Source organism: Stenotrophomonas sp. a6 (assembly GCF_030913325.1).
In the GTDB taxonomy this organism is placed as follows: domain Bacteria; phylum Pseudomonadota; class Gammaproteobacteria; order Xanthomonadales; family Xanthomonadaceae; genus Stenotrophomonas; species Stenotrophomonas maltophilia.
The window spans coordinates 2,349,649-2,368,373 of sequence record NZ_CP133161.1 but is presented as its reverse complement, the minus strand read 5'-3'; the positions used below and the strand labels follow the sequence as shown (position 1 = coordinate 2,368,373).

Below are 18,725 nucleotides of genomic sequence, written 5' to 3'. Positions count from 1 at the left end.
GCGAGCCGAGCATGGGCTCGGCGCTACAGCGACTCAGCGCGCCTTGCCTTTGATCGGCACGCTTCCTGGCAGCTGCGCATAGCCGCTGTCACCCCAGTGGCGGGTAATGCGCTGGAAGAACAACGAGTTGGGCACGCGCAGCAGGCAACCGCGCGCGCCTTCGCCACGATCACTCAGCGTGGTGTAGATCAGGTTGATGTCCACCACCTGACCACACAGGCCCGGTTTGTCCACGCTTTCCAGCACTTCGATGGTGTCATTGATGCGGAATGGGCGCGTGGCGACGATCAGGAACGAACAGAACAGGTTGGACAACACGCTCCACGCGGCAAAGAACGCCACCGCGCCGACGGCCATGAACCCGGTCAGCGCGGTCCACAGCACCGAGCGCGAAACGCCCAACCGCTCCAGTATCAGCAGCGCGGCCGCCAGATACAGCAGCAAGGCACCGCCGCGACGCAGGCCGACATGAAGCTCTGGAGCCAGCCTGCCGCGCTGCCGGGCCTGCACCAGCAGCCACGCCAGCGCACGCACCATCACCCACGCGACGCCGAGGATGGCCAGCACCTCGGCCACCGGCACAACCACGGTCAGCCAGTCCTCGATCCAGGCAGGCAATCCGGTCATGGAGGCTACAGCGTCGCCGCGCCGCCAGAAATGGTCAGCAGTGCACCAGAGGTATAACTGGCGCTGTCCGAAGCCAGCATCACATAGGCCGATGCCAGTTCGGCTGGCTGGCCGGGGCGGCCGAACGGCGTCTGCGAGCCGAACTGCTCGACCTCCTCGGCGGCCATGCCTGCCGGAATGAACGGCGTCCAGATCGGGCCGGGCAGCACCGCATTGACGCGGATCTGGTGCTCGGCCAGCAGGCCCGCCAGCCCCAGCGTCAGGTTGGCCACCGCGCCCTTGGTTGCGGAGTACGGAAGGATGTTCGGGGTCGGTCGCTTGGAATTGACCGATGCGGTGTTGATGATCGCGCCGCCACCGCGCAGGTGCGGGACGCACAACCGGGTCAGATTGAACACGGCATGGACATTGGTATCGAACGTCCGCTTCCAGTCATCCAGGGTGATGTCGTCGAAGTGCTCGTAGTAGCGCTGGTAGGCCGCGTTGTTGACCAGGATGTCGAGACCGTCCAGCTCGCTGGCCACGCGGTCGACCAGCGAGCGCGCCTGTGCCGGGTCGCTGATGTCACACGGCACCAGTAAGGCTTTGCGCCCGGCCTGTTCGATCTGCTGCTGCACATGGCGGGCATCGTCCTGCTCACCATCGAGGAACGCGATGGCAACGTCGGCGCCTTCGCGCGCAAAGGCGATGGCCACGGCTGCGCCGATGCCGCTGTCACCGCCGGTGATCAGTGCCTTTTTGCCCTGCAACAAGCCATGGCCGCGGTAGCTGTCTTCGCCGTGGTCCGGACGCGGTTGCATCTGCGCGGTCTTGCCGGGGAAGGATTGCTGTTGGGCGGGGAAGGGCGGGCGTGGGTAGTCGGGCAGGGCCATCGTCACTCTCCGGAAGGAAACCGGCGCCAGTCTCCCTCCATACGGGTAAACGGCCGGAGGGCGCGGTGTCGTTGCAGCGTGGACGCCTGCGCGGAGGACTTCACAACGGATGGGCGATCGTGGTCATGATGCTGTTGGCCGGTTGCCGTGAATCCAGCCGCGTGTGCTGCACGATGATCGGCTGGTCGGATTCAACGAGGGTGGCAAAGCCGGTGCCGCGCGGCACCGGCGCCGGATCCTGCAGGTCGTTGAAGCGCAGGTGACAGGTGCGTCGCGCCGGCACGGTGACCCTGTAGGGGCCCACCGGATCACGGTCTTCGAAGTAGAGGGTCAGCGTGACATGCGCGGGCTCGTCGCCGGCATTGAGTACGCAGCAGGTTTCGTGACTCTGCATCTCCGGTGACGGGCCGTTGCTCCAGGCTGGAATGTAGCCCTCGGCGATAGCCCAGCGTCGATGCCCGATGCAGGAAGCGTTCGTTTCCATGACGCGGTTTTAGCTGGAGGGGTGTTGCCATCGTGTCCAGTCCCCGCACGGAATCCGTGATGACCATCGGCTACCACGCATCGCATGAGCAGTTCCCGCCCGCCACCTTGCTGGGCCTGGCGCTGCGCGCCGAACAGGCGGGATTCGAGGCCGTGATGTGCTCGGACCATTTCCATCCATGGACGACTGCGCAAGGGCAGTCCGGCCACAGCTGGGTGTGGGCCGGTGCGCTGGCGGTGCAGAGCGCGTTGACCCTGGGCATGGTGACCTGCCCGATGCTGCGCCAGCACCCGGCATTGGTGGCACAGGCAGCGGCGACGCTGGAGCAGCTGGCGCCGGGCCGGATCTGGCTGGCGCTGGGTACCGGCGAGGCCCTGAACGAGCGCATCACCGGCCAGCCGTGGCCAGCCAAGCGCGAGCGGCAGAAGGCACTGCGCGATGCGGCCGAGGTGATGCGGAGGCTGTGGGGTGGCGAGCAGGTCGACCACGACGGTGGCTTCCAGGTGCGCCAGGCACGGCTCTACAGTCGCCCGGCGCTTCCCCTGCCGCTGCTGGGTGCAGCGGTCACGGAGGAGACTGCACGTTGGATGGGGGGCTGGGCCGATGGTCTGATCACCATCAGCCAACCGCTGGCGCAGTTACAGCGTGTGGTGGCAGCGTTCGAGGCAGGCGGTGGCAGGGGCAAGCCGATGTACCTGCAGGCCAAGCTCTCCTACGCGCGCGCCGAACAGGCGGCGCTGGAAGGTGCGATGGAGCAGTGGAGTGCCAACGTGCTGTCGCCGGAACTGGCCGAAGGCCTGGACCAGCCCGAACAGTTCGAAGCACAGGCCCGATCGGTCAGCGCCGAGGTGGTGCGCCAGCACGTGCATGTCTCGGCAGACCTGGGCCAGCATCGGGCCTGGCTGCAGGAGCTGCAGGGACTGGGGTTCGATCGCATCTACCTGCACAACGTGAACCGCGAGCAGGAACGCTTCATCGACGACTTCGCCGAACACGTGCTGCCCGCGCTGCGCACTCAGGCACCTTCGGCAGCCAGCCACGTATAGCCGTGACCCTGCAGGTAACAGCGGCGACCCTGCAGTTTGGCGCCGTGGCCCACCAGCGTGTTCAGCGGGCCGCGCAGGGGCACGTCCACCTCCGCTGGCTCGTCGCCGAAGTTGATCAGTGCCAGTGCCTGATGGGGTGCCTCACCGTAGCGGAGCATCAGCAGCGCAGGTGAGGGCGGGTCGAGCGTGTGAGGACCCTGCTGCAGCACGGAATGTGCATTGCGCTGCTGCAGCAGCTCGCGCACCCGCAGCAGCAGTGAACCTGGCGTCGCGCGTTGCGCCTCGACGTTCACCGTGCGGTAACCGTAGGGGCCGTCTGCCGGTGGCGCGCGCCAGGCATGCCGCGGTTCGTCGGTGAACCCAGCCCCTGGGCCGTTATGCCAGTGCATCGGCATGCGCACGGCATTGCGTTCGGGCAGTTCCAGGCAATCACCGAGGCCGATCTCTTCGCCATAGCGGATCACCGGCACCTGGCCCAGCGACAGCAGCGCCGCCCAGGCCATGGCCTGCCATGCGATGTCGCCCTCCAGCATCGGTGCCAGCCGGCGGCGGATGCCACGGCCATAGATGCGCATGCCACGCTCAGGGGCGAAGCGTTCCATCACCGCTTCGCGCTCATCCGGCTCCAACTGCTCAAGGTCCAGTTCATCATTGTTGCGCAGCCAGGCAATGCGTGTGTCCGGCGGCGCGTGCGGGCCGTACTCGGCCATGACCCGCGCCACTTCGCTGGCATCGCCACGTGCCAGTGCGAGGAAGAAATGATTGTTGAGGTGGAAATCCAGCAGGTGCGAAAGCCGCCGCCCGTGGCACAGGAAGTCACCGTAGTGGGACGCGCGGACATCCGCTTCGCCGATCAGTGGCAGCCCTGGTTGCTGCGCGTCTGCCGTGGCGCGCATCGCCTCCAGCAGCCACAGCCCGTCGTCGCGCGGGTCGGCGTGGCGGGCGCGCTCGACCATGTACGGAACGGCGTCCACGCGGAAGCCGGCCACGCCGCGCTGCAGCCAGAGCGTCATTACCCGCAGCAGTTCCTCGCGTACCGGCGCATGGGCCAGGTCGAGGTCTGGCTCGTGCCGGTAGAACATGTGCCGGTTGAACGCGCCGGCCGTGGCATCCCATGTCCAGACAGAGGCCTCGATCGGCGGGAACATCGGCTGCAGGCCGTCGTCAGGCATGTGGTCGCTCCACAGGTACCAGCGGCGCCAGGCCGGGTCGCCCTGCTGTGCGGCGACGAACCACGGGTGCGCGCTGGCGGTGTGCTGCATCACCAGTTCGACGATGATGCCGATGCCGCGCGCGTCGGCCGCATCGACCAGGCGCTGGAAGGCGGTCTCGTCGCCCAGGCGTGGATCGATGCGGTAGTGATCGGTGACATCGTAGCCGCCATCACGGCCGGCGTTGCAGTAGAACGGCAGCAGCCACACATGGCTGATGCCGAGCCACTGCAGGTAGTCCAGCTTTTCGGTGATGCCATCCAGGGTGCCCCAGCCGCGGCCTTGGCTGTCGCGGAACAGATACGGGTCGATCTGGTAGATCGCGCGCAGCGGACGCACCGCCATGGGGCTTCTCCGGCACTGTTCACGGGTGACCAGCCTGCTGTGCGCCGTGGCAGCGGTTCGTGAACCGAATGGCACCGCATCATGACGTGGCATCCACGGCCCGTGCATGCCCGGGCGCGCAGAGTGAATGCTCGTCCCGCTGCGCCGAGGAGCCTTTATCCATGCCCCGCCGCAAAACGCTTCGTATTGCGACGTTCAACGTCAACGGCATCGGCACGCGACTGCCGCAGCTGCTGGACTGGCTGCACAGGGAATCGCCGGACGTGGTTGCCCTGCAGGAGCTGAAGGCGACCGACGCCGCGTTTCCCGCTGCGGCATTGGAAGAGGCCGGCTACGGTGCGCTCTGGCAGGGTGAGGCGCGCTGGAACGGCGTGGCGCTGCTGGCCCGGGGGACCATGCCGGTCGAGAGCCGCCGCCGATTGCCGGGCGAACCCAAGGATACGCAGAGTCGCTATCTGGAGGCGGCGGTGCACGGCGTCATCGTGGGTGCCCTCTACCTGCCCAACGGCAACCCGCAGCCCGGGCCCAAGTTCGACTACAAGCTGCGCTGGATGGAACGCCTGATCCGGCATGCACGCAGCCTGGTCGAGCTGCCGCACCCGGCGCTGCTGCTGGGTGATTTCAACGTGATTCCCACAGACGCCGATGTCTATGATCCCAAGGCCTGGCGGCGCGATGCGCTGTTCCAGCCCGAGGTTCGCGATGCCTTCGAACGGCTGCTCGCGCAGGGCTGGACCGATGCGCTGCGGAAGGTGCACGGCGACGCCACGATCTATACCTTCTGGGACTATTTCCGCCAGCACGCCGAGCGCGACCGTGGGCTGCGCATCGATCATCTGCTGTTGAATCCCGTATTGGCGGAGCGACTGAAGGATGCGGGCGTCGACCGTTGGGTGCGGCTGCAGGAAAAGGCCAGCGACCACGCGCCGGCCTGGGTGACGGTGCGGGCTTGATCAACGCGCGGCAGGGTCTTCGCGTCGCTCCCGACGCACGCGCGCGCGGGTTCGGTACAGGCGGCTGTCCGCCTTCTGGATGGTGTCGGCCACGGGCTCACCGGCCGTGTTGATGGCCGCACCCATCGAGAACGCGCTGGGCGAAAGCGCGGCGTGGTCCTGGTACCAGTGCTCGAGTTCGCTCAGGCGGCCATTCGCTGGCGCGACCAGCACTACCATGAACTCGTCGCCACCCAGCCGTACCACGGTCTCGTCCTTGCCCAGCGGCGAGCGCAGGAAGGTGGCGAACTCGACCAGCACGGCATCGCCACGGCGGTGGCCCTGGGTGTCGTTGATGTGCTTGAAATGGTCCAGATCGAACATCACGCAGGCCCAGCGCTCGTCAATCAGTTCATCCAGCCGGTGCAGGTAACGCCGGTTGTAGCACTGCGTGAGCGGATCCTTGAAGGACATGTCGCGCAGCTGCTGCTCCTGCATCCTCAGCGCGGTGACGTCCTGTGCATGCCCCAGCACGTAGGGCGGGCTGGCTTCGTTGTCGAGCACGTTGTGGTACGCCCAGTAGTGGCGCGTACCATCGGCGGCAATCAGCTCGATCACGCCAGCGTCGGTGTGGTTTGCCTGGATCCGGGCGAGGTAGGCCCTGAAGCCTTCGCGTTTTTCCGGCGGCATCAGGTCACACAGGCTGCGCCCGATCATCTGGCTTTCCTCGAAGCCCAGCGACTGCACCGCCGCCGGATTCACCGAGGTCAATGTGCCGTCCAGCGTGTGGGTGCAGATCAGGCCCAGGCTGTAGTGGAACAGCCGACGGTAGCGGGTTTCACTCGCTTCCAGCGCGTCCAGCGCGGCTCGTTCGTCCGTGATGTCCTGGATTGCCCCGACCAGGCGCGGATGGCCGTCGACCTGTTGCCGGCTGCCGACCACCCGGGTCCAGATCGCGCGCCCGTCGGCCGTGGTCATCGGCAGCTGTACTTCCCACGATGTCCCCTCGTCGATGCAGCGCTGTACCGCCGCCTGGATGATGTTGCGGCTGTCCTCGCGATAGAACGAGAGTGCGGACTCCAACGTGGGCGTGAAGTTGCTGCGTACGCCATGCAACTGCTTGGTTTCCCGTGTCCAGCGCACCTCGTTGGTCAGCAGGTCCATCTCCCAGCCGCCCACCCGTGCGGCACGGTTGGTACGCTCCAGGAAGTCCTCACTGCGTTTCAGCTCGCGATGCAGCGCCTTGGCCTGGCCAACCTGCGCCATGAGAGTGCTGCGCTGTTCCAGCACCTGGGTGGTGACCCGAGCCAGATGCACCATCAGTTCGCGCTGGGAGGGTGACAGCACGCCGGGCATCGGGTCGAGCAGGCACAGCGTGCCGATGCGTGCGCCGTGCGTTGACCCCAGGGGAATGCCGGCGTAGTGGCGGATGCGCGGCCCACCGGTGACCAGCGGATTGGTGGAAAAGCGTGGGTCCTGGCGCGCATCGGGAATCTCGAACAGCTCGTCCTGGCGTATGGCATGGGTGCAGAAGGAAATCTCGCGGGCGGTCTCGCTGACGCCCTCCAGGCCGATGTTGGCCTTGAACCATTGGCGGTCTTCGGCCACCACGGTGATCAGGCCCATGGTCAGGCCGGTCGCGGCGCGGGCCGCGGCAACGATGGCATCGAACACCGGCTCCGGTGGCGTATCCAACAGGTGCAGTCGTTCGATTTCGAGCAGTCGTTCGGCTTCGTCCATGGCGCTTTTCAGGGCTGGGTGGCGAGGGCGGTTGCGGCGGCTGGCTGGCGCTACGCTAGTGTGCGCGCCGTTATGTATCGCCACGGCGGGGTGATGCCGATGTGAGGTGGGCGCGCCGGCTCAGTGCTGTTGGAGCGATGCCTGCAAGGCGGTGGCCAGTGCAGCGTCTCCGGATACCAGGTCCTGCCAGCGCAGTGTGATGCCCTTGCGCCGCCCCTTCTCAACCAGCTTGAGTCCCTCAGGGGCCACAGTGAGAGTGTAGGGTTGGCCGTCGATATGCAGTTCGCGGCGCAGTGGTTTGTCGAGCGGGGTCATCATCGTTTCCTCGCTGGGGCGGAAGCGCGACGTAGCTGGATCGATACGTGACGGTGATCACGGATGTGCCAACGCCAGGGGAAATCAACAGCGCGGGTGATGCCGATGCGGGGCCCGACCACTGGATCCTCCGGCGGCGGCACGCCATCGCTGGCGATGACAATGCCGTGGTTGCCGGTCACCAGATCAGCGCCGTCGAAGCTGCGGTCCAGCCCGAAGGCCTGCGAGAGCTTGCCGGGCCCGCTGGCCAGATCGTGGTCGCGGCGCGCGGCGGGGCGCAGTTCGCGCATGCGCTCCAGGCCCAGCAGCGGCTCGATGGCCCGCAGCAGCACCGCCACGCCTTCACCCACTTCGCCGCAGACAACGTTGCTGCCCCAGTGCATGCCGTAAGTGAAGTAGACATACAGGTGGCCGGCCTCGCCGAACATGCTGGCCGTGCGCGGGGTCTGCCCGCGATAGGAGTGTGCGGCCGGATCGACACTGCCCGCGTAGGCCTCGACTTCAACGATGCGACCGGCCCGGCCATCGTCACGGACGAGGAGTTTGTTGAGCAGCTCGGGCGCAACCTCGACGGGCGGGCGCCGGTAGAAGCTGCGGGGGAGAATCTGAAGAGCGGTGGGCAACCAATCCGGCACGGTAGAGGCAGGCTCGGGCAAACGGTGATGGCACTGTGGCACCAGACAGGTGAAACGGGCGCAGACGCAGTGTCATTCCTGCGCAGGCGGAGCGGCCAGTGCCGCGCGGCGGGAGGCATAGACCTCGGGTGTCTGCGGCTTGATGAACAGTGCCACCAGTTCCGGATACTCGCGCTTCACGGCTGATTCGATGCGGGTGATGCACGCCTCGATCTGCGGTGTCTTCCGGTCATCCTCGAACTCGGCGCTGAGCATGGCCACGACCTGTTCGGGGCCCATCTGCATGGTGGTCACGCCATTTGCGCGGCGCAGGTCCGGATCGGTTTCCGCCACGGCCATGATCCGCTCGGCCACGGCCGGGTGGGCCGGCTCACCCACCAGCAGTCCCTTGGTTTCGCGTGCGAGAAGAAAGGCGGTGGTGGCAAGCACGCCGGCGATGCACAGCGACGCCACACCATCAAGCACCGGCATGTCCAGGACCTGGGCGGCCACGAGCCCGATCAGTGCGAAACCCAGGCCCAGCAGGGCCGCGCTATCCTCCAGCAGCACTGTGAAGGTGGACGGGTCCTTGCTGCGACGGAAGGCTTCGAAGTAGCCCAGTTTGCCCTTGGTACGCCGGAACTCCCGTAGCGCGACCCACCATGAAGCTCCCTCGAACAGGATGGAGATGCCCAGCACGCTGTAGCTCAACGCGTGGTTGGTGGCCGGCTCCGGCCGGCGGATGTGCTGGATGCCCTCGTAGGCCGAAACACCGGCGCCGGCGGCGAACACCAGCAGGGCGACGATGAAGCTCCAGAAGTACAGCTCGCGGCCGTAGCCGAACGGATGCACGGGGTCTGGCGCCTTGCCGGCGCGGCGCAGGCCGTACAGCAGCAGGAGTTCATTCAATGTGTCGACCAGCGAATGCACGCCCTCACTGAGCATGGCCGAGCTGCCGGAGATGCCGGCAGCAATGAACTTGGCGATGGCGATGGCCAGGTTGCCCGCGAGGGCGGCGTAGATGACCAGACGGGAACCGGTGGGAGCGGACATTTCGGCGGCTGGGCGGGGCGGACGCCTGATCTTCCCGATCAGCGCGTGCCCATTGCGTGCACGGCGCGATCAGTGTCCCTTGGGATTGAGGTACAAACGCGCCCCATCCGATTCACGGTAGCCCGTCCAGCGCCCACCGCCTGACGCGCGGAAGCGCCCGAAAACGGTGTTGCTGGTGTCGGTGAGCAGCAGCTGGTTGCCCGACAGTACCCAACGGTTGGCCGAGAAGAAGCCATCCGGGCAGCCGGCGGGCACGTAGGCACTGTAGCCGCCGAACCACTCGATGTTCTTCAGCTCGATGGAGCAGGTGTTGCCGTTCTCCTGGCCCAGCGTCCAGCTGCCGAACAGATCGCTGTCGCGCACATCGCGGCCGCCACGGTGGCGGTCGTGGCCCCAGTCGTCGTTGTCGTCGTGGAAACCGAAACCCACGTCGATCTCCTTGCTTTCGCTGCGTGACTCGGACTGCGAGCTGCCGCTGGTGGTGGTCTGGGTGGTCACCGCGCCACTGCTCTGGGTCTGGGTGCTGCTGGATTGCGTGGTCTGGTCGGTGTGGGTGGTCTGTTCGCCGAAGCCGAACGAGGCGTCCTGGGCCAGGGCGGGCAGGGCCAGGCAGCACAACGCGGACAGGAAGGTACGGGCGAGCACGGCAGCCATCGCAGGATCCTCGGAAGGGGGGGCGCGCGAGTATCGAACCGGTGGGGTGGGAGACGGTGTGAGGGTGTGCGCTGGGGCAGCCCAGCGAAGGGTAGTGCCGGCCGCTGGCCGGCTCCCACTTGGCGCCCAGAGACCGAAGGAATGCCGGCCAGCGGCCGGCACTTCCAGCAGCCAGGCATCGCCTGGCGCTACGGGTCGGGCTTCACCCTCACCACCCGTTTCCGGTACTCGTACACGTTGTCACCGCGGATGCGCTTTTCCTCGGTGCCGGTGACCCGGCCCACCTGCTGGTCCGAACCGGTCACGGGCTGTGCCTCGATTTCGGTCTCGTGCTCGAAGGAATGCGATTTGTCGGTGTTGCGGTAATAGCGGTACAGCGCCCAGTACAGCGCGGTTGCGCCGGCTGGACCTGCCGCCAACAGCCAGAGGCCACTGTCGTCGCTCATGTGGATGCCACCAGGAAGGCAATTGCGAGGGCTTCAATGACGGTGCCGGTGGCCAGTGCCGCCAGCAGCATCTTCCATTGCTGCACGGGCACGCTGCCCATGGTTTCGCCGGTACGGCCGTTCACTGCGATGTAGTGCAGCATGCCGCCGTTCTTTCCGGGCTGGTGGTAGGAGTACAACCACACCGGCAGGTACATCGACACCCAGCGGGTGCCATGCACCTCCAGCTGTTCCTGCTCCCAGCGCACGCCACGGTTGTAGCGCTTCACCGAACCTTCCACCTGCGCGCGGGCAATCGACAGCAGCTGGTCTTCCAGTCGCGGCCGCAGTTTCTCCACGTCCAGGTTGCGCTTCTCCGAAGTGAAGCCGGCCAGATAGGACGCGTTCCACTTCACCGCGTTCTTGGTATCGAACGGCAGGATGGTGTTGATGATGTTGTTGGTGTTGGCGCGGGTGTCCAGATTGCCGCGCTCGGCCGAGGATTCCAGCGGCAGGTCATCAACGGTGAAATCGACCTGGCGCTCCACCTGGTAGACATCGGCGTCGTAGAGGGTGCGCTTGTTCTTCTCGCTGCCCACCGTGTACTCGCGCGTCTTGATCTCGCCCTTGCCGGCCACGGCCGCGCTTACATTGCTGTCGACGATCATGTAGGGCAGGAACACGCCCACCACGTTTTCCGGGGTGAACTCGTCCTTGAAGGCCTTCAGCGCAAACATGCGGCGCTTGTCGACGAACTGGCGGATGCGCGCGACCGCGTCGTCCTTCTTGATATGGAAGGGCAGCACCGCATCAGGCACCGCGCCATTGCTGATCTGTTCGTTGACGCCGAACACGTGGCGGCACCAGTGGCAGCGCGCCGTCATCGTGCTTTCGGTATTGACCGTGACTTCGGCGCCGCAGCCGGTGCACTTGAACGTCATCAACGCCGAGGTGTCGGCATCGATGTCGCGTGCGCCGGACGCGATGACGGTGCCGCGCAGCTGGTCGATGGCCTCGCCCAGCCCGAACTCCTCCTCGACCCGCGCGCCATGCCATTCGTGACGGCAGTACAGGCAGACGAGGATGTCGGTGCCGGCCTTGGGCCGGATGTCGGTGGCGCCGCACTGCGGGCAGCGGTTGAGGCCGTCCTTCAGCTCGCTGGCCGAGGTATCGATGGCCACGGGATCGGGCGCTTCCACTTCATCGCGGATCGCCTGCGGCAGCTTCGAAGTGTCCAGCGGGAAGCTGCCGGGCAGGGGAGGGACGTCCTGCGGCGAACCGGGCCCATCTAACGACGCCGCCGGCAGGGGCGGCGGCGTCGCGGGCGCGGATCCGGGCAGCGGCGGTGGGCCGTTTCGGGGATCGGACATGTCGGTTGTGCGTCCTGCTGTTACAGGCCCAGTGCCTTGGCCTTGAGCGCGTCGTAATCGCTCTGGGTGATCAAGCCCAGGTCCAGCATTTCCTTGGCCTTCTTCAGCTTGGCGACCGGATCGTCGGCAGCCGGGGTGGCCGGCTGCTGCATGCCGCCGACACCGAACATGCCCGAGGCCATGCCGACACCGACCAGGCCCGCCGCACCGCCGTTCTCGCCGGCCGACTGGATGCCCTGGGCGACGCTGGCCTGCAGGTTGGAATTGCCGCGCGAACCGGACAGCGCATCGGCGCGCTGCACGGTCTTCAGCAGTTCGCGGGTGTTGGCGTCGTACTCGATCGAGACGATGGCGGTCTTGACGATGGCCAGGCCGCGGTCGGACTTCCACTGGTAACCCTGCTCGACGGCGGCCGACAGGCTCTGCGCGAAGCCCAGCGAGTCCTGCTGCAGCTTGGTGATGCGGTTGCCCTTGCCCGGATCGTTGGTATACAGGCTGAAGGCCGGGGCCAGCGAACCGACCACTTCATTGAACAGCTGGCTGGCAGCGGCGTTGTCCAGATCGGTGAAGTCGAACACCTGGCCCGGCCGCAGGTAGCTGGCCGGTACGAAGTTCTTCACGAACAGGATCGGGTCGACGATCTTCAGAGTGTACGAACCGCGGGTGATCGCACCGACCTGGGTATTGAGGAAACCGTCGTCCCAGTAGATTTCCGACTGGGTGCCGAAGCGGTTGTCCGGCAGTTCCTTCAGCGAGACGAAGTAGGCCGCCTGCTGCGAACCCGGCTGGCCGCCGAACTTGAAACGCTCCCAGCTCTGCTTGATGAAGGTGCTGACCAGGCCGTCGCCGGCGAAGATCGACTGCGAGTTCAGATCGTCGGAGCGCCACTCGTAGCCACCCGGTTCGGCGACGAACGCGGTGATCGCGCCGTCCTGGAACAGCAGCAGGCCGTAGCCTTCGGGCACGATGATTTTCGAGCCGTTGGTGATGATGTTGGACGAGCCGCTGGTGTTGGAGCCGCGGCCGGCATTGGTGCCCTGCGGCACCGCCGCGAACAGGGCGGCCGTGGACGGCAGGCCCGCCGGCACGGTGTAGAAGTCCTTCCACTGGTCGGCCAGCACACCGCCAACCGCACCCTTCACCGCCTGTACCAGACCCATGTCCAACTCCCTGTGATTCGAGGGCAGGCACCATGCCTGCCGAGCTGGACTGAATATAGCAGTGGCCGGGGGCGGCTGTGGTGCCGGCAGGTGAATGGGCGCCACGGGGCCCCGGTAATAGTCCGGACGTTGATTCCGCCGCCGACTCCGGGCCTAATCGGAGGAGGGGCAATGACGTCCCAGCCGACGCTGTGTCGGGCCTGGCCAAGGAGGGTGCAGAGCATGCCGCGCTACAAATCCGATGAACGCAGTGCACAGTACTACGCACTCTTCGAGCCGACTGACATTCTGGAAAATGGGCGCTGGAACCTCGACGCTCCGGTTCTGATTGATGCGATGCCCGTCGCATCGGCCGAGTCATTTGCCACGATGGACGAGGCGCCGGATAACGTCGACTTTCTTCTGCTGAGCGTCGACGCGCGTGAGGTTGAAGACTACGAGCTGAGCGATGAAGAGTATGCGCGTGGCGAAGACGCTTGGTGCCTAATCACTCTTTCCAACCGCAACTTCGCCGGCGCCATCTCTGTGCGGACACTTCCAATTGGTGATGGCTCTGGTGAGGGAAGTAGGCCTGAAAGACTCTACATGTCCGTGCAGAAGGACGAGACAGGACGCGCGGCGACCTCGAGCAATAACCTGCGCTCCTTTCTGAGTGAGGCTGCCGAGACGTCGCAGGTCGAGGCAGCGCTTCGTAGCGTCGATGTGTCGCTGCATGGCGTTGCGGTCTACGACGTCGGGCAGGCCAACTTCAATGCCCTTGTGGATCAATACGAACATCCTCGTCTTTTCTTTGATTTTGGCCGGCCCATATACATAAAAGGCTTCAGCTCTCCAGCATTGGATAACTTCAATCCTCTGGTCTTCAGCAAGTCGTGGAAATCCAACGAGCCAGTGGTCCTGTCTCATTTGGATCAGGATCATTGGCACTTCGCATTCAAGTCTGGTGTGGCTCGCTGGGACAAGAGCAAGGGTGCCTGGATAGTGAATCCTGTATACCGTCGTACGGCTCGGGAAAGGCCATGGGTTGTCCGCTTGCCGCCATCGACGGTGGCCCTGGGTGCAAGTCACCTCCACCTTCTTTTGTCTCTCAAAAGCAGGAAACTGGCTGGAGGGGCGAGCGCGCTTCACATCTGGAACAGTAATTGGCCGGATATCAGTGTTGGCTCTGTGGTGATCCATCGATGCAATCCGGGCCCGAATACACCCAACACGCCTGCATATCTGAAGAACAACACTTCCCTGGCGCTAAGAGTGGAATCCGATCATGCGCGCGTTCTGCTGACCGGTGACGCTGACTATCCATCCATTCCGTCATCTGCCAAGCAGGATCTCACCGGAATGGTAGCTCCTCACCACGGCGGTGAGGTTACTGCGAACAGCACGCCAGCAGGGGTCGGCCCAGGTCGAATGGTATTTTCAACATTCAATGGTGCGTATCCCGGCAATCCATCCTCCCAATCATCGTCAGAAGCTCAATTTGCTGGCTGGATCGTGACACAGACCAATTGGCGCTCCTATTGCAGCAGATGCCAGAAGCAGCACGGGCATAAGTACATACCTTTGCTCGCAGCTCCACCTCGATGCGGCTGTACCCACGTGGAACATGCGCAGATATGCCTGCCCACAGGTCCGTGACACTTCAAGTGCGCCCTTACAACATGTACGGAATCTTGAACGCCACGGTGAAGTCCGGTGCATCCGGGGTCAGCCCGATGCCCAGCAATGTCACCAAGGTGGTGTGCTGGTTCAACGCATAGGTCACGCCCAGGTTCAGGGATGCCGCATTGGCATCACTGCCGATCACCTTCATCCACTTGCCGCCCTGGAAGCGGGTGGAGGCGCGGGCGCTGATGCGGTCACTGAAGGACAGGCTCAGGCTGGTCCGCTCGTTGAACGCAAAGGCCACGCCTGCGCCGAAGTACATCGAGCCACCCAGCTTCACGTCGCCCGGATTGACCGTGTCCGGATTGCTGTCGATGTCGTTGAATCCGCGCGGGATGGAGTGCACATAGCCGATGTTGGCGAACAGGATGGCCGGGTCGGCGGTCTTCACCATCGACAGGCCGAGGTTGGCCTGCCATACGCCGTTGCCGGTGGGCTGCTCGCGCGGCACGGCGAAGCGGATGTAGTCATCGTCATCGCGCTCGATCACCTTCCAGTCCAGTCCGTAGGGCGCGCGCCCGGTGGGGGCGGTGACGCCGGCCGTGAGCACGGTTTCCGGGCGCCAGCCGCGTTCGCCGAACAGCCGGTAGTTCGCGCTCAGGCCAATGTCGCCCAGGCCGTTGCCGTTGGTCTGCTCCTGCGCGATGGCGGCTGCTGCACCGCCGGCGCCGCCCTTCTGGTACACGGTGCGCCGCGCCAGGTAGGGCACATCCAGGTTGAGCGTCAGGTTCGGGCTGACGCCCCAGCGGGCCGCCACGTTGTAGGTCAGTGAGTCGGACTCCACGTTCTCGATGGCGATATTGCCGAGGAAGATCGCGTCCAACGCGAGGAAGCCGTTGAGGGTGAGCTGCTTGCGGTCGTAGCGTGCGTAGGTGAGGCTGTTCTCGATGGTGAAGCGGCGCGAGAACAGGGCCGATTGCTGCTGCTTCACATCGTCCACGCTGCGCCGCGACTCCTGCCTGGCCTGTTGTGCTTCTGCGGCGGTACTGGCGTAACCCTCGCTGCTCGGTGGAACCGCGGCGGCCGCTGCCTGCGCCAATGGCGCGGCCGGTGGGGTCGAGGCTGGGCCAACCCGCCCGCCCAGGCGCGCCTGCATGGCCTGCACCTGCATGTCCAGCTCGCGCAACCGCCGCACTTCCTGTGCGTAGTTGGCCTTCAGCTGTTCCAGCTGGTTGGCCAGGGCCTGCACGTCGGCGCCATCATCCGGCGTCGTCGGTGCGGCAAGGGCGGTGCCCGCCAGCGCCGCCAGCGCCAACGGGGTGATCCTCATCAGGGTGTGCATGATCGTGTCCTGCGTTGTGGAGCGTTTCCCCCAATGCCAGGCCTTGCTACTGGCCCGGCCCCATGCCGCGGTTCAACGCAATCGCCTGGGCCACGTTCTGGCTCAATGGCAGGTTGCCGCCCACGGCGTTGCGCACCAGCTCCAGCTGCAACTGGTTGCTGGCGATCTGGCCGTCACCGGCGAGGGCGATGCCCTGGCCGACGCTGCCATTGCGGATCCACTGCTGCACCAGCCCCTGGCCATCCACCTGCAGCAGCAGGCGTGCCTGGTTGCCTTCCAGCACCGCCGTCGCGCTGGCGCCGCCCTGCTGCGCACTGACATTGCCTGCGCCATCAGAAAGAGCCGCCGGCACGTCACCCTCGCGAACCGTCAGCGTGGTGACGTTGCGCGCGAGATTGCCATCGCCGGCCACCTGCACGCTTTGCACCAGGCCGCTGGCGTTGGCCAGGCCGCTGCTGTCGATGCTGCGTCCGTGGGTATCGGGCAGCGGCGCATCGGCTGCCGTGACATGCACGCTGGGCTGGAAGCTGAGTTTCGGCGCGCCACCGCCACGGAAGTCCATGCCCAGGGTCAGGCCGCCCTGCAGGGTCGTGCCGTTGCTGGCCTGCCACTGCGACACCATGGTGACCCCGAACCAGGCGACGTTGTTGCCGCCCACGGTGTAGCGCCCCCGCATCAGGCTCAGCTCCGGATCGGGGATTTCCGTGAGGCCACGCCCGGTCCTGCCGTCGGCGGCCTGCAGGGGCAGGGCAGGGGCCATCAGCAGCAGAACCATCCATACGTGTTGGCGGAACATGGTCATACCTCCTCAGAACAGGTCGGCGTGGCTGAAGCCGAAGTCGACCAGTTCGGCATCGGTGATCGGCCCTTGCCGCGCGAAGAGCGCGCGGGCACTGGGCCGTTCGCTGGGTTGCAGAAGAGCGGTGTTGCGATCGAAGTCGCTGCCGATCACCACGAAGACCGCGCGCGATGGCCAGGCGGCCAGGAACTCTGGCAGCGCCAGGCTGCGGTTGCCGAGGATCGGGTCAGCCACTTCCACGATGCCGTTGCGCACCTGCTTGAGCACCACGAAATGGCGGAAACCGCGCACGTCCATCAGCACCAGTCCCGGCACGCGAAGGGTGCGCAGTCGTGTTTCATCGATGCGGTAGCCCCGGCCACGCATGCCCAGCGATTCCACGTAGCGCTTGATGTCGAGCAGGGAGAAGCCGCGTTCGGCCACCAGCGCTGGATCGGAAACCCCCATCATCCCTTCAATCACCGTCGCCTCGTCGGTCTGCAGGTGGTAGGCGTGGCGAAGGATGGTCGCCAGCGCCGCAGCCCCGCAGCTGTAGTCGGTGTGCTGGCGTACCACGTTGCGGTAGCGCCGCTCCTGCATGCTCTCCACCTTCTGCTGCAGCAGCGCGCCATTGGGCAGTACGCCACTGAAGCGCACGTCGCCCGCCCACGCAGGAACGGTGGCCAGCAGCAACAGGCAGGCCAGCAGGCACATCGAAAGACGGCAACGGATCATCACGGTCTCCGGCAGCAGGGGGGAGCCCCTGCCCCAAGGGGGAGGAGGGACAGGGGCTCCCGGGACCCCGGCCATTGGCGGACGGCCGGGGTGTTGCGCTTACTCGCCGCTGCCACCACCGCCGCCGGTGCTGGGCTGGGCGACTGCCAGGGCCAGGCTGTTGGCCTGCAGGTTGCCGGTGCCTGCAGCCACGTTCACGCCGATGTTGCCGGAGGCGCCGGAGAAGGCGCTGCCGGACAATGCCGAGGTGTTGGTGGCGTTGACGTTCACCCAGCGCGTGGTGCTGACCGTGCCGCTGAGGCTGGCATACAGGTCGGCCACGCCCAGTTCGACGAACTGGCTGGTGCCACTCTCACGCGTATCGAAGCCCAGGCCGCCCACCCCCGGCCGGTTGGGGTTCATCGTGGCGTTCTGGATCTGGTTGTCCAGGTCGATGTGGCCGGTGCTGTTGCCACCAGGGTGTGGCAGCTCGCCACTCCACGTATCCAGGTAGTAGTTGGCCATCTGGTAGGCGTTGCCGGTACCGCGGTAGGTGCCCGCGCCATAGGCCAGGGTCAGGCCGCTGACGCCGCCATGCATGCCGACCTGCACGGTATCGGTGTAGGACTGCACGAAGCCGGCGTTGCTGACCGTGTTGCCAGTGGAGACCTGGTTGGAGCTGATGCTCGACTGGGCCACCGCGGTGGTCGCGACCGAGGCCGCGAGCGCGTTCTTCTGCTCGTTGTTGTTGCCCGAGGCGATGTTCACGCCGATGTTGCCGGACGCGCCGCCGAAAGCGTTGCCGCCAAGACCTGCGGCGTTGGTGACGCCGGAGTTCATGGTGGCGTTGCCGAAGCCGGCCTGGTTGACGAACACCTCGGCGTCAGCCATGCCGAAGCTGAAGGACGCATCGGCAGCGGACAACGACGCGGCATTGTCCTGGGCATTGTTGTCGCCGGAGACCACATTGAAGCCGAGATTGCCCGATGCGCCGGCACCCACGCTGTCACCGATGGACGCACTGTTGGTGACCAGGCTGTTGCTGGTGGCGTTGTTGCTGATCGACTGGCGGTTGTCGATCACGGCAATGGCCGCCGAGTCGAGGTCGATGTCGCCGGTGATGTTCGGATCGCCGGAGAAATTGATGTCGGTGCTCAGCCGCAGGTCCTTCTCCAGGTTCACGTCGACGCCGTGGTTGTTCTTCTCCTTGCGTTCGTCGGCCTGGATGTTGCTGTGCTTCTGCACATTGACGTTGACGGTGCGGTTGCGCACGTCGTTGTCGGTGTGGTTGTGCGTATCGTTGCGGGTTTCGCTGACGGTGTGGTTGTGGTTGATGTTCGCGTTGGCGTTCTGGTTGTCCCAGCCATTGGCCGCAGCGGCGGTCGAGGCAGTGGCAATCGCCATGGCGAGCATGGTCTGTTTGACGGTCGCTTTCATGGTG

The 18,725-nt window shown here is 65.7% G+C and carries 19 protein-coding genes; 3 read left to right on the top strand and 16 right to left on the bottom strand.

Annotation, left to right across the window (positions count from 1 at the left end; genetic code table 11):
* Nucleotides 1-33: 33 nt before the first annotated feature.
* From Q9Q79_RS11015 to Q9Q79_RS11005, 3 genes are all read right to left on the bottom strand, one after another.
* The gene (locus Q9Q79_RS11015; RefSeq protein WP_049395964.1) at nt 34-627 is read right to left on the bottom strand and encodes a mechanosensitive ion channel domain-containing protein; all 594 of its coding nucleotides are present in this window, start codon (nt 625-627) and stop codon (nt 34-36) included.
* A 5-nt stretch (nt 628-632) separates the two neighbouring features.
* A complete protein-coding gene (locus Q9Q79_RS11010) occupies nt 633-1,499 on the bottom strand; it encodes a glucose 1-dehydrogenase (protein WP_062607156.1) in 867 nt (288 codons plus the stop codon).
* A 100-nt stretch (nt 1,500-1,599) separates the two neighbouring features.
* Nucleotides 1,600-1,983, bottom strand: coding sequence for a sensory rhodopsin transducer (locus Q9Q79_RS11005; RefSeq protein WP_005409793.1), 384 nt, complete (start codon nt 1,981-1,983; stop codon nt 1,600-1,602).
* A gap of 59 nt (nt 1,984-2,042) precedes the next feature.
* Between Q9Q79_RS11005 and Q9Q79_RS11000 the strand changes: the two genes are divergently transcribed.
* Nucleotides 2,043-3,029 (top strand): TIGR03885 family FMN-dependent LLM class oxidoreductase, encoded by a 987-nt coding sequence (locus Q9Q79_RS11000; RefSeq protein WP_111118069.1) that lies wholly within the window; start codon nt 2,043-2,045, stop codon nt 3,027-3,029.
* On the opposite strand, the gene Q9Q79_RS10995 is transcribed toward Q9Q79_RS11000, so the two are convergent.
* Nucleotides 2,999-4,585, bottom strand: a complete 1,587-nt coding sequence (locus Q9Q79_RS10995; RefSeq protein ID WP_201862009.1) for an alpha-amylase family glycosyl hydrolase — start codon at nt 4,583-4,585, stop codon at nt 2,999-3,001. The two genes, Q9Q79_RS11000 and Q9Q79_RS10995, sit on opposite strands and share 31 nt — an antisense overlap.
* Before the next feature lie 161 nt (nt 4,586-4,746).
* Here Q9Q79_RS10995 and xth point away from each other — a divergent pair, with 161 nt between their 5' ends.
* A complete protein-coding gene (gene xth / locus Q9Q79_RS10990) occupies nt 4,747-5,538 on the top strand; it encodes an exodeoxyribonuclease III (RefSeq protein ID WP_005413552.1) in 792 nt (263 codons plus the stop codon).
* Here the strand turns inward: xth and Q9Q79_RS10985 are convergent, their stop codons facing one another.
* From Q9Q79_RS10985 to Q9Q79_RS10950, 8 genes are all read right to left on the bottom strand, one after another.
* On the bottom strand, nt 5,539-7,257 hold the full coding sequence (locus Q9Q79_RS10985) for a PAS domain S-box protein (RefSeq protein WP_099527451.1): 1,719 nt from the start codon (nt 7,255-7,257) through the stop codon (nt 5,539-5,541).
* A gap of 120 nt (nt 7,258-7,377) precedes the next feature.
* Nucleotides 7,378-7,572: a hypothetical protein gene (locus Q9Q79_RS10980; protein WP_005413550.1), complete on the bottom strand. Its 195-nt coding sequence runs from the start codon at nt 7,570-7,572 to the stop codon at nt 7,378-7,380.
* Nucleotides 7,572-8,207 (bottom strand): DNA-3-methyladenine glycosylase, encoded by a 636-nt coding sequence (locus Q9Q79_RS10975; protein WP_201862011.1) that lies wholly within the window; start codon nt 8,205-8,207, stop codon nt 7,572-7,574. The genes Q9Q79_RS10980 and Q9Q79_RS10975 overlap by 1 nt, the downstream gene beginning before the upstream one ends.
* A 72-nt stretch (nt 8,208-8,279) precedes the next feature.
* The gene (locus Q9Q79_RS10970; RefSeq protein ID WP_201862014.1) at nt 8,280-9,239 is read right to left on the bottom strand and encodes a cation diffusion facilitator family transporter; all 960 of its coding nucleotides are present in this window, start codon (nt 9,237-9,239) and stop codon (nt 8,280-8,282) included.
* A gap of 69 nt (nt 9,240-9,308) precedes the next feature.
* Nucleotides 9,309-9,893: an AprI/Inh family metalloprotease inhibitor gene (locus Q9Q79_RS10965; RefSeq protein ID WP_065184027.1), complete on the bottom strand. Its 585-nt coding sequence runs from the start codon at nt 9,891-9,893 to the stop codon at nt 9,309-9,311.
* Between the two features lie 188 nt (nt 9,894-10,081).
* Nucleotides 10,082-10,339 carry a hypothetical protein gene (locus tag Q9Q79_RS10960; protein ID WP_005409784.1) on the bottom strand — a complete coding sequence of 86 codons (258 nt, stop codon included), beginning with the start codon at nt 10,337-10,339 and terminating at the stop codon, nt 10,082-10,084.
* Complete coding sequence (locus tag Q9Q79_RS10955) at nt 10,336-11,688, bottom strand: TFIIB-type zinc ribbon-containing protein (protein ID WP_201862016.1); 1,353 nt, start codon at nt 11,686-11,688, stop codon at nt 10,336-10,338. Before Q9Q79_RS10955 ends, Q9Q79_RS10960 begins: the two co-directional genes overlap by 4 nt.
* Nucleotides 11,689-11,708: 20 nt before the next feature.
* Nucleotides 11,709-12,848, bottom strand: coding sequence for an SPFH domain-containing protein (locus tag Q9Q79_RS10950; RefSeq protein ID WP_099527455.1), 1,140 nt, complete (start codon nt 12,846-12,848; stop codon nt 11,709-11,711).
* A 222-nt stretch (nt 12,849-13,070) separates the two neighbouring features.
* Here Q9Q79_RS10950 and Q9Q79_RS10945 point away from each other — a divergent pair, with 222 nt between their 5' ends.
* On the top strand, nt 13,071-14,483 hold the full coding sequence (locus Q9Q79_RS10945) for a hypothetical protein (protein ID WP_201862017.1): 1,413 nt from the start codon (nt 13,071-13,073) through the stop codon (nt 14,481-14,483).
* Between the two features lie 16 nt (nt 14,484-14,499).
* Here the strand turns inward: Q9Q79_RS10945 and Q9Q79_RS10940 are convergent, their stop codons facing one another.
* The 4 genes from Q9Q79_RS10940 to Q9Q79_RS10925 form a co-directional block, all read right to left on the bottom strand.
* On the bottom strand, nt 14,500-15,792 hold the full coding sequence (locus Q9Q79_RS10940) for a transporter (RefSeq protein WP_201862019.1): 1,293 nt from the start codon (nt 15,790-15,792) through the stop codon (nt 14,500-14,502).
* Between the two features lie 46 nt (nt 15,793-15,838).
* Nucleotides 15,839-16,588 carry a hypothetical protein gene (locus Q9Q79_RS10935; RefSeq protein WP_111118073.1) on the bottom strand — a complete coding sequence of 250 codons (750 nt, stop codon included), beginning with the start codon at nt 16,586-16,588 and terminating at the stop codon, nt 15,839-15,841.
* Between the two features lie 12 nt (nt 16,589-16,600).
* Nucleotides 16,601-17,305, bottom strand: a complete 705-nt coding sequence (locus Q9Q79_RS10930; protein WP_012480358.1) for a C39 family peptidase — start codon at nt 17,303-17,305, stop codon at nt 16,601-16,603.
* Between the two features lie 99 nt (nt 17,306-17,404).
* Nucleotides 17,405-18,721 carry a hypothetical protein gene (locus tag Q9Q79_RS10925; RefSeq protein ID WP_005409778.1) on the bottom strand — a complete coding sequence of 439 codons (1,317 nt, stop codon included), beginning with the start codon at nt 18,719-18,721 and terminating at the stop codon, nt 17,405-17,407.
* Nucleotides 18,722-18,725 lie beyond the last annotated feature (4 nt).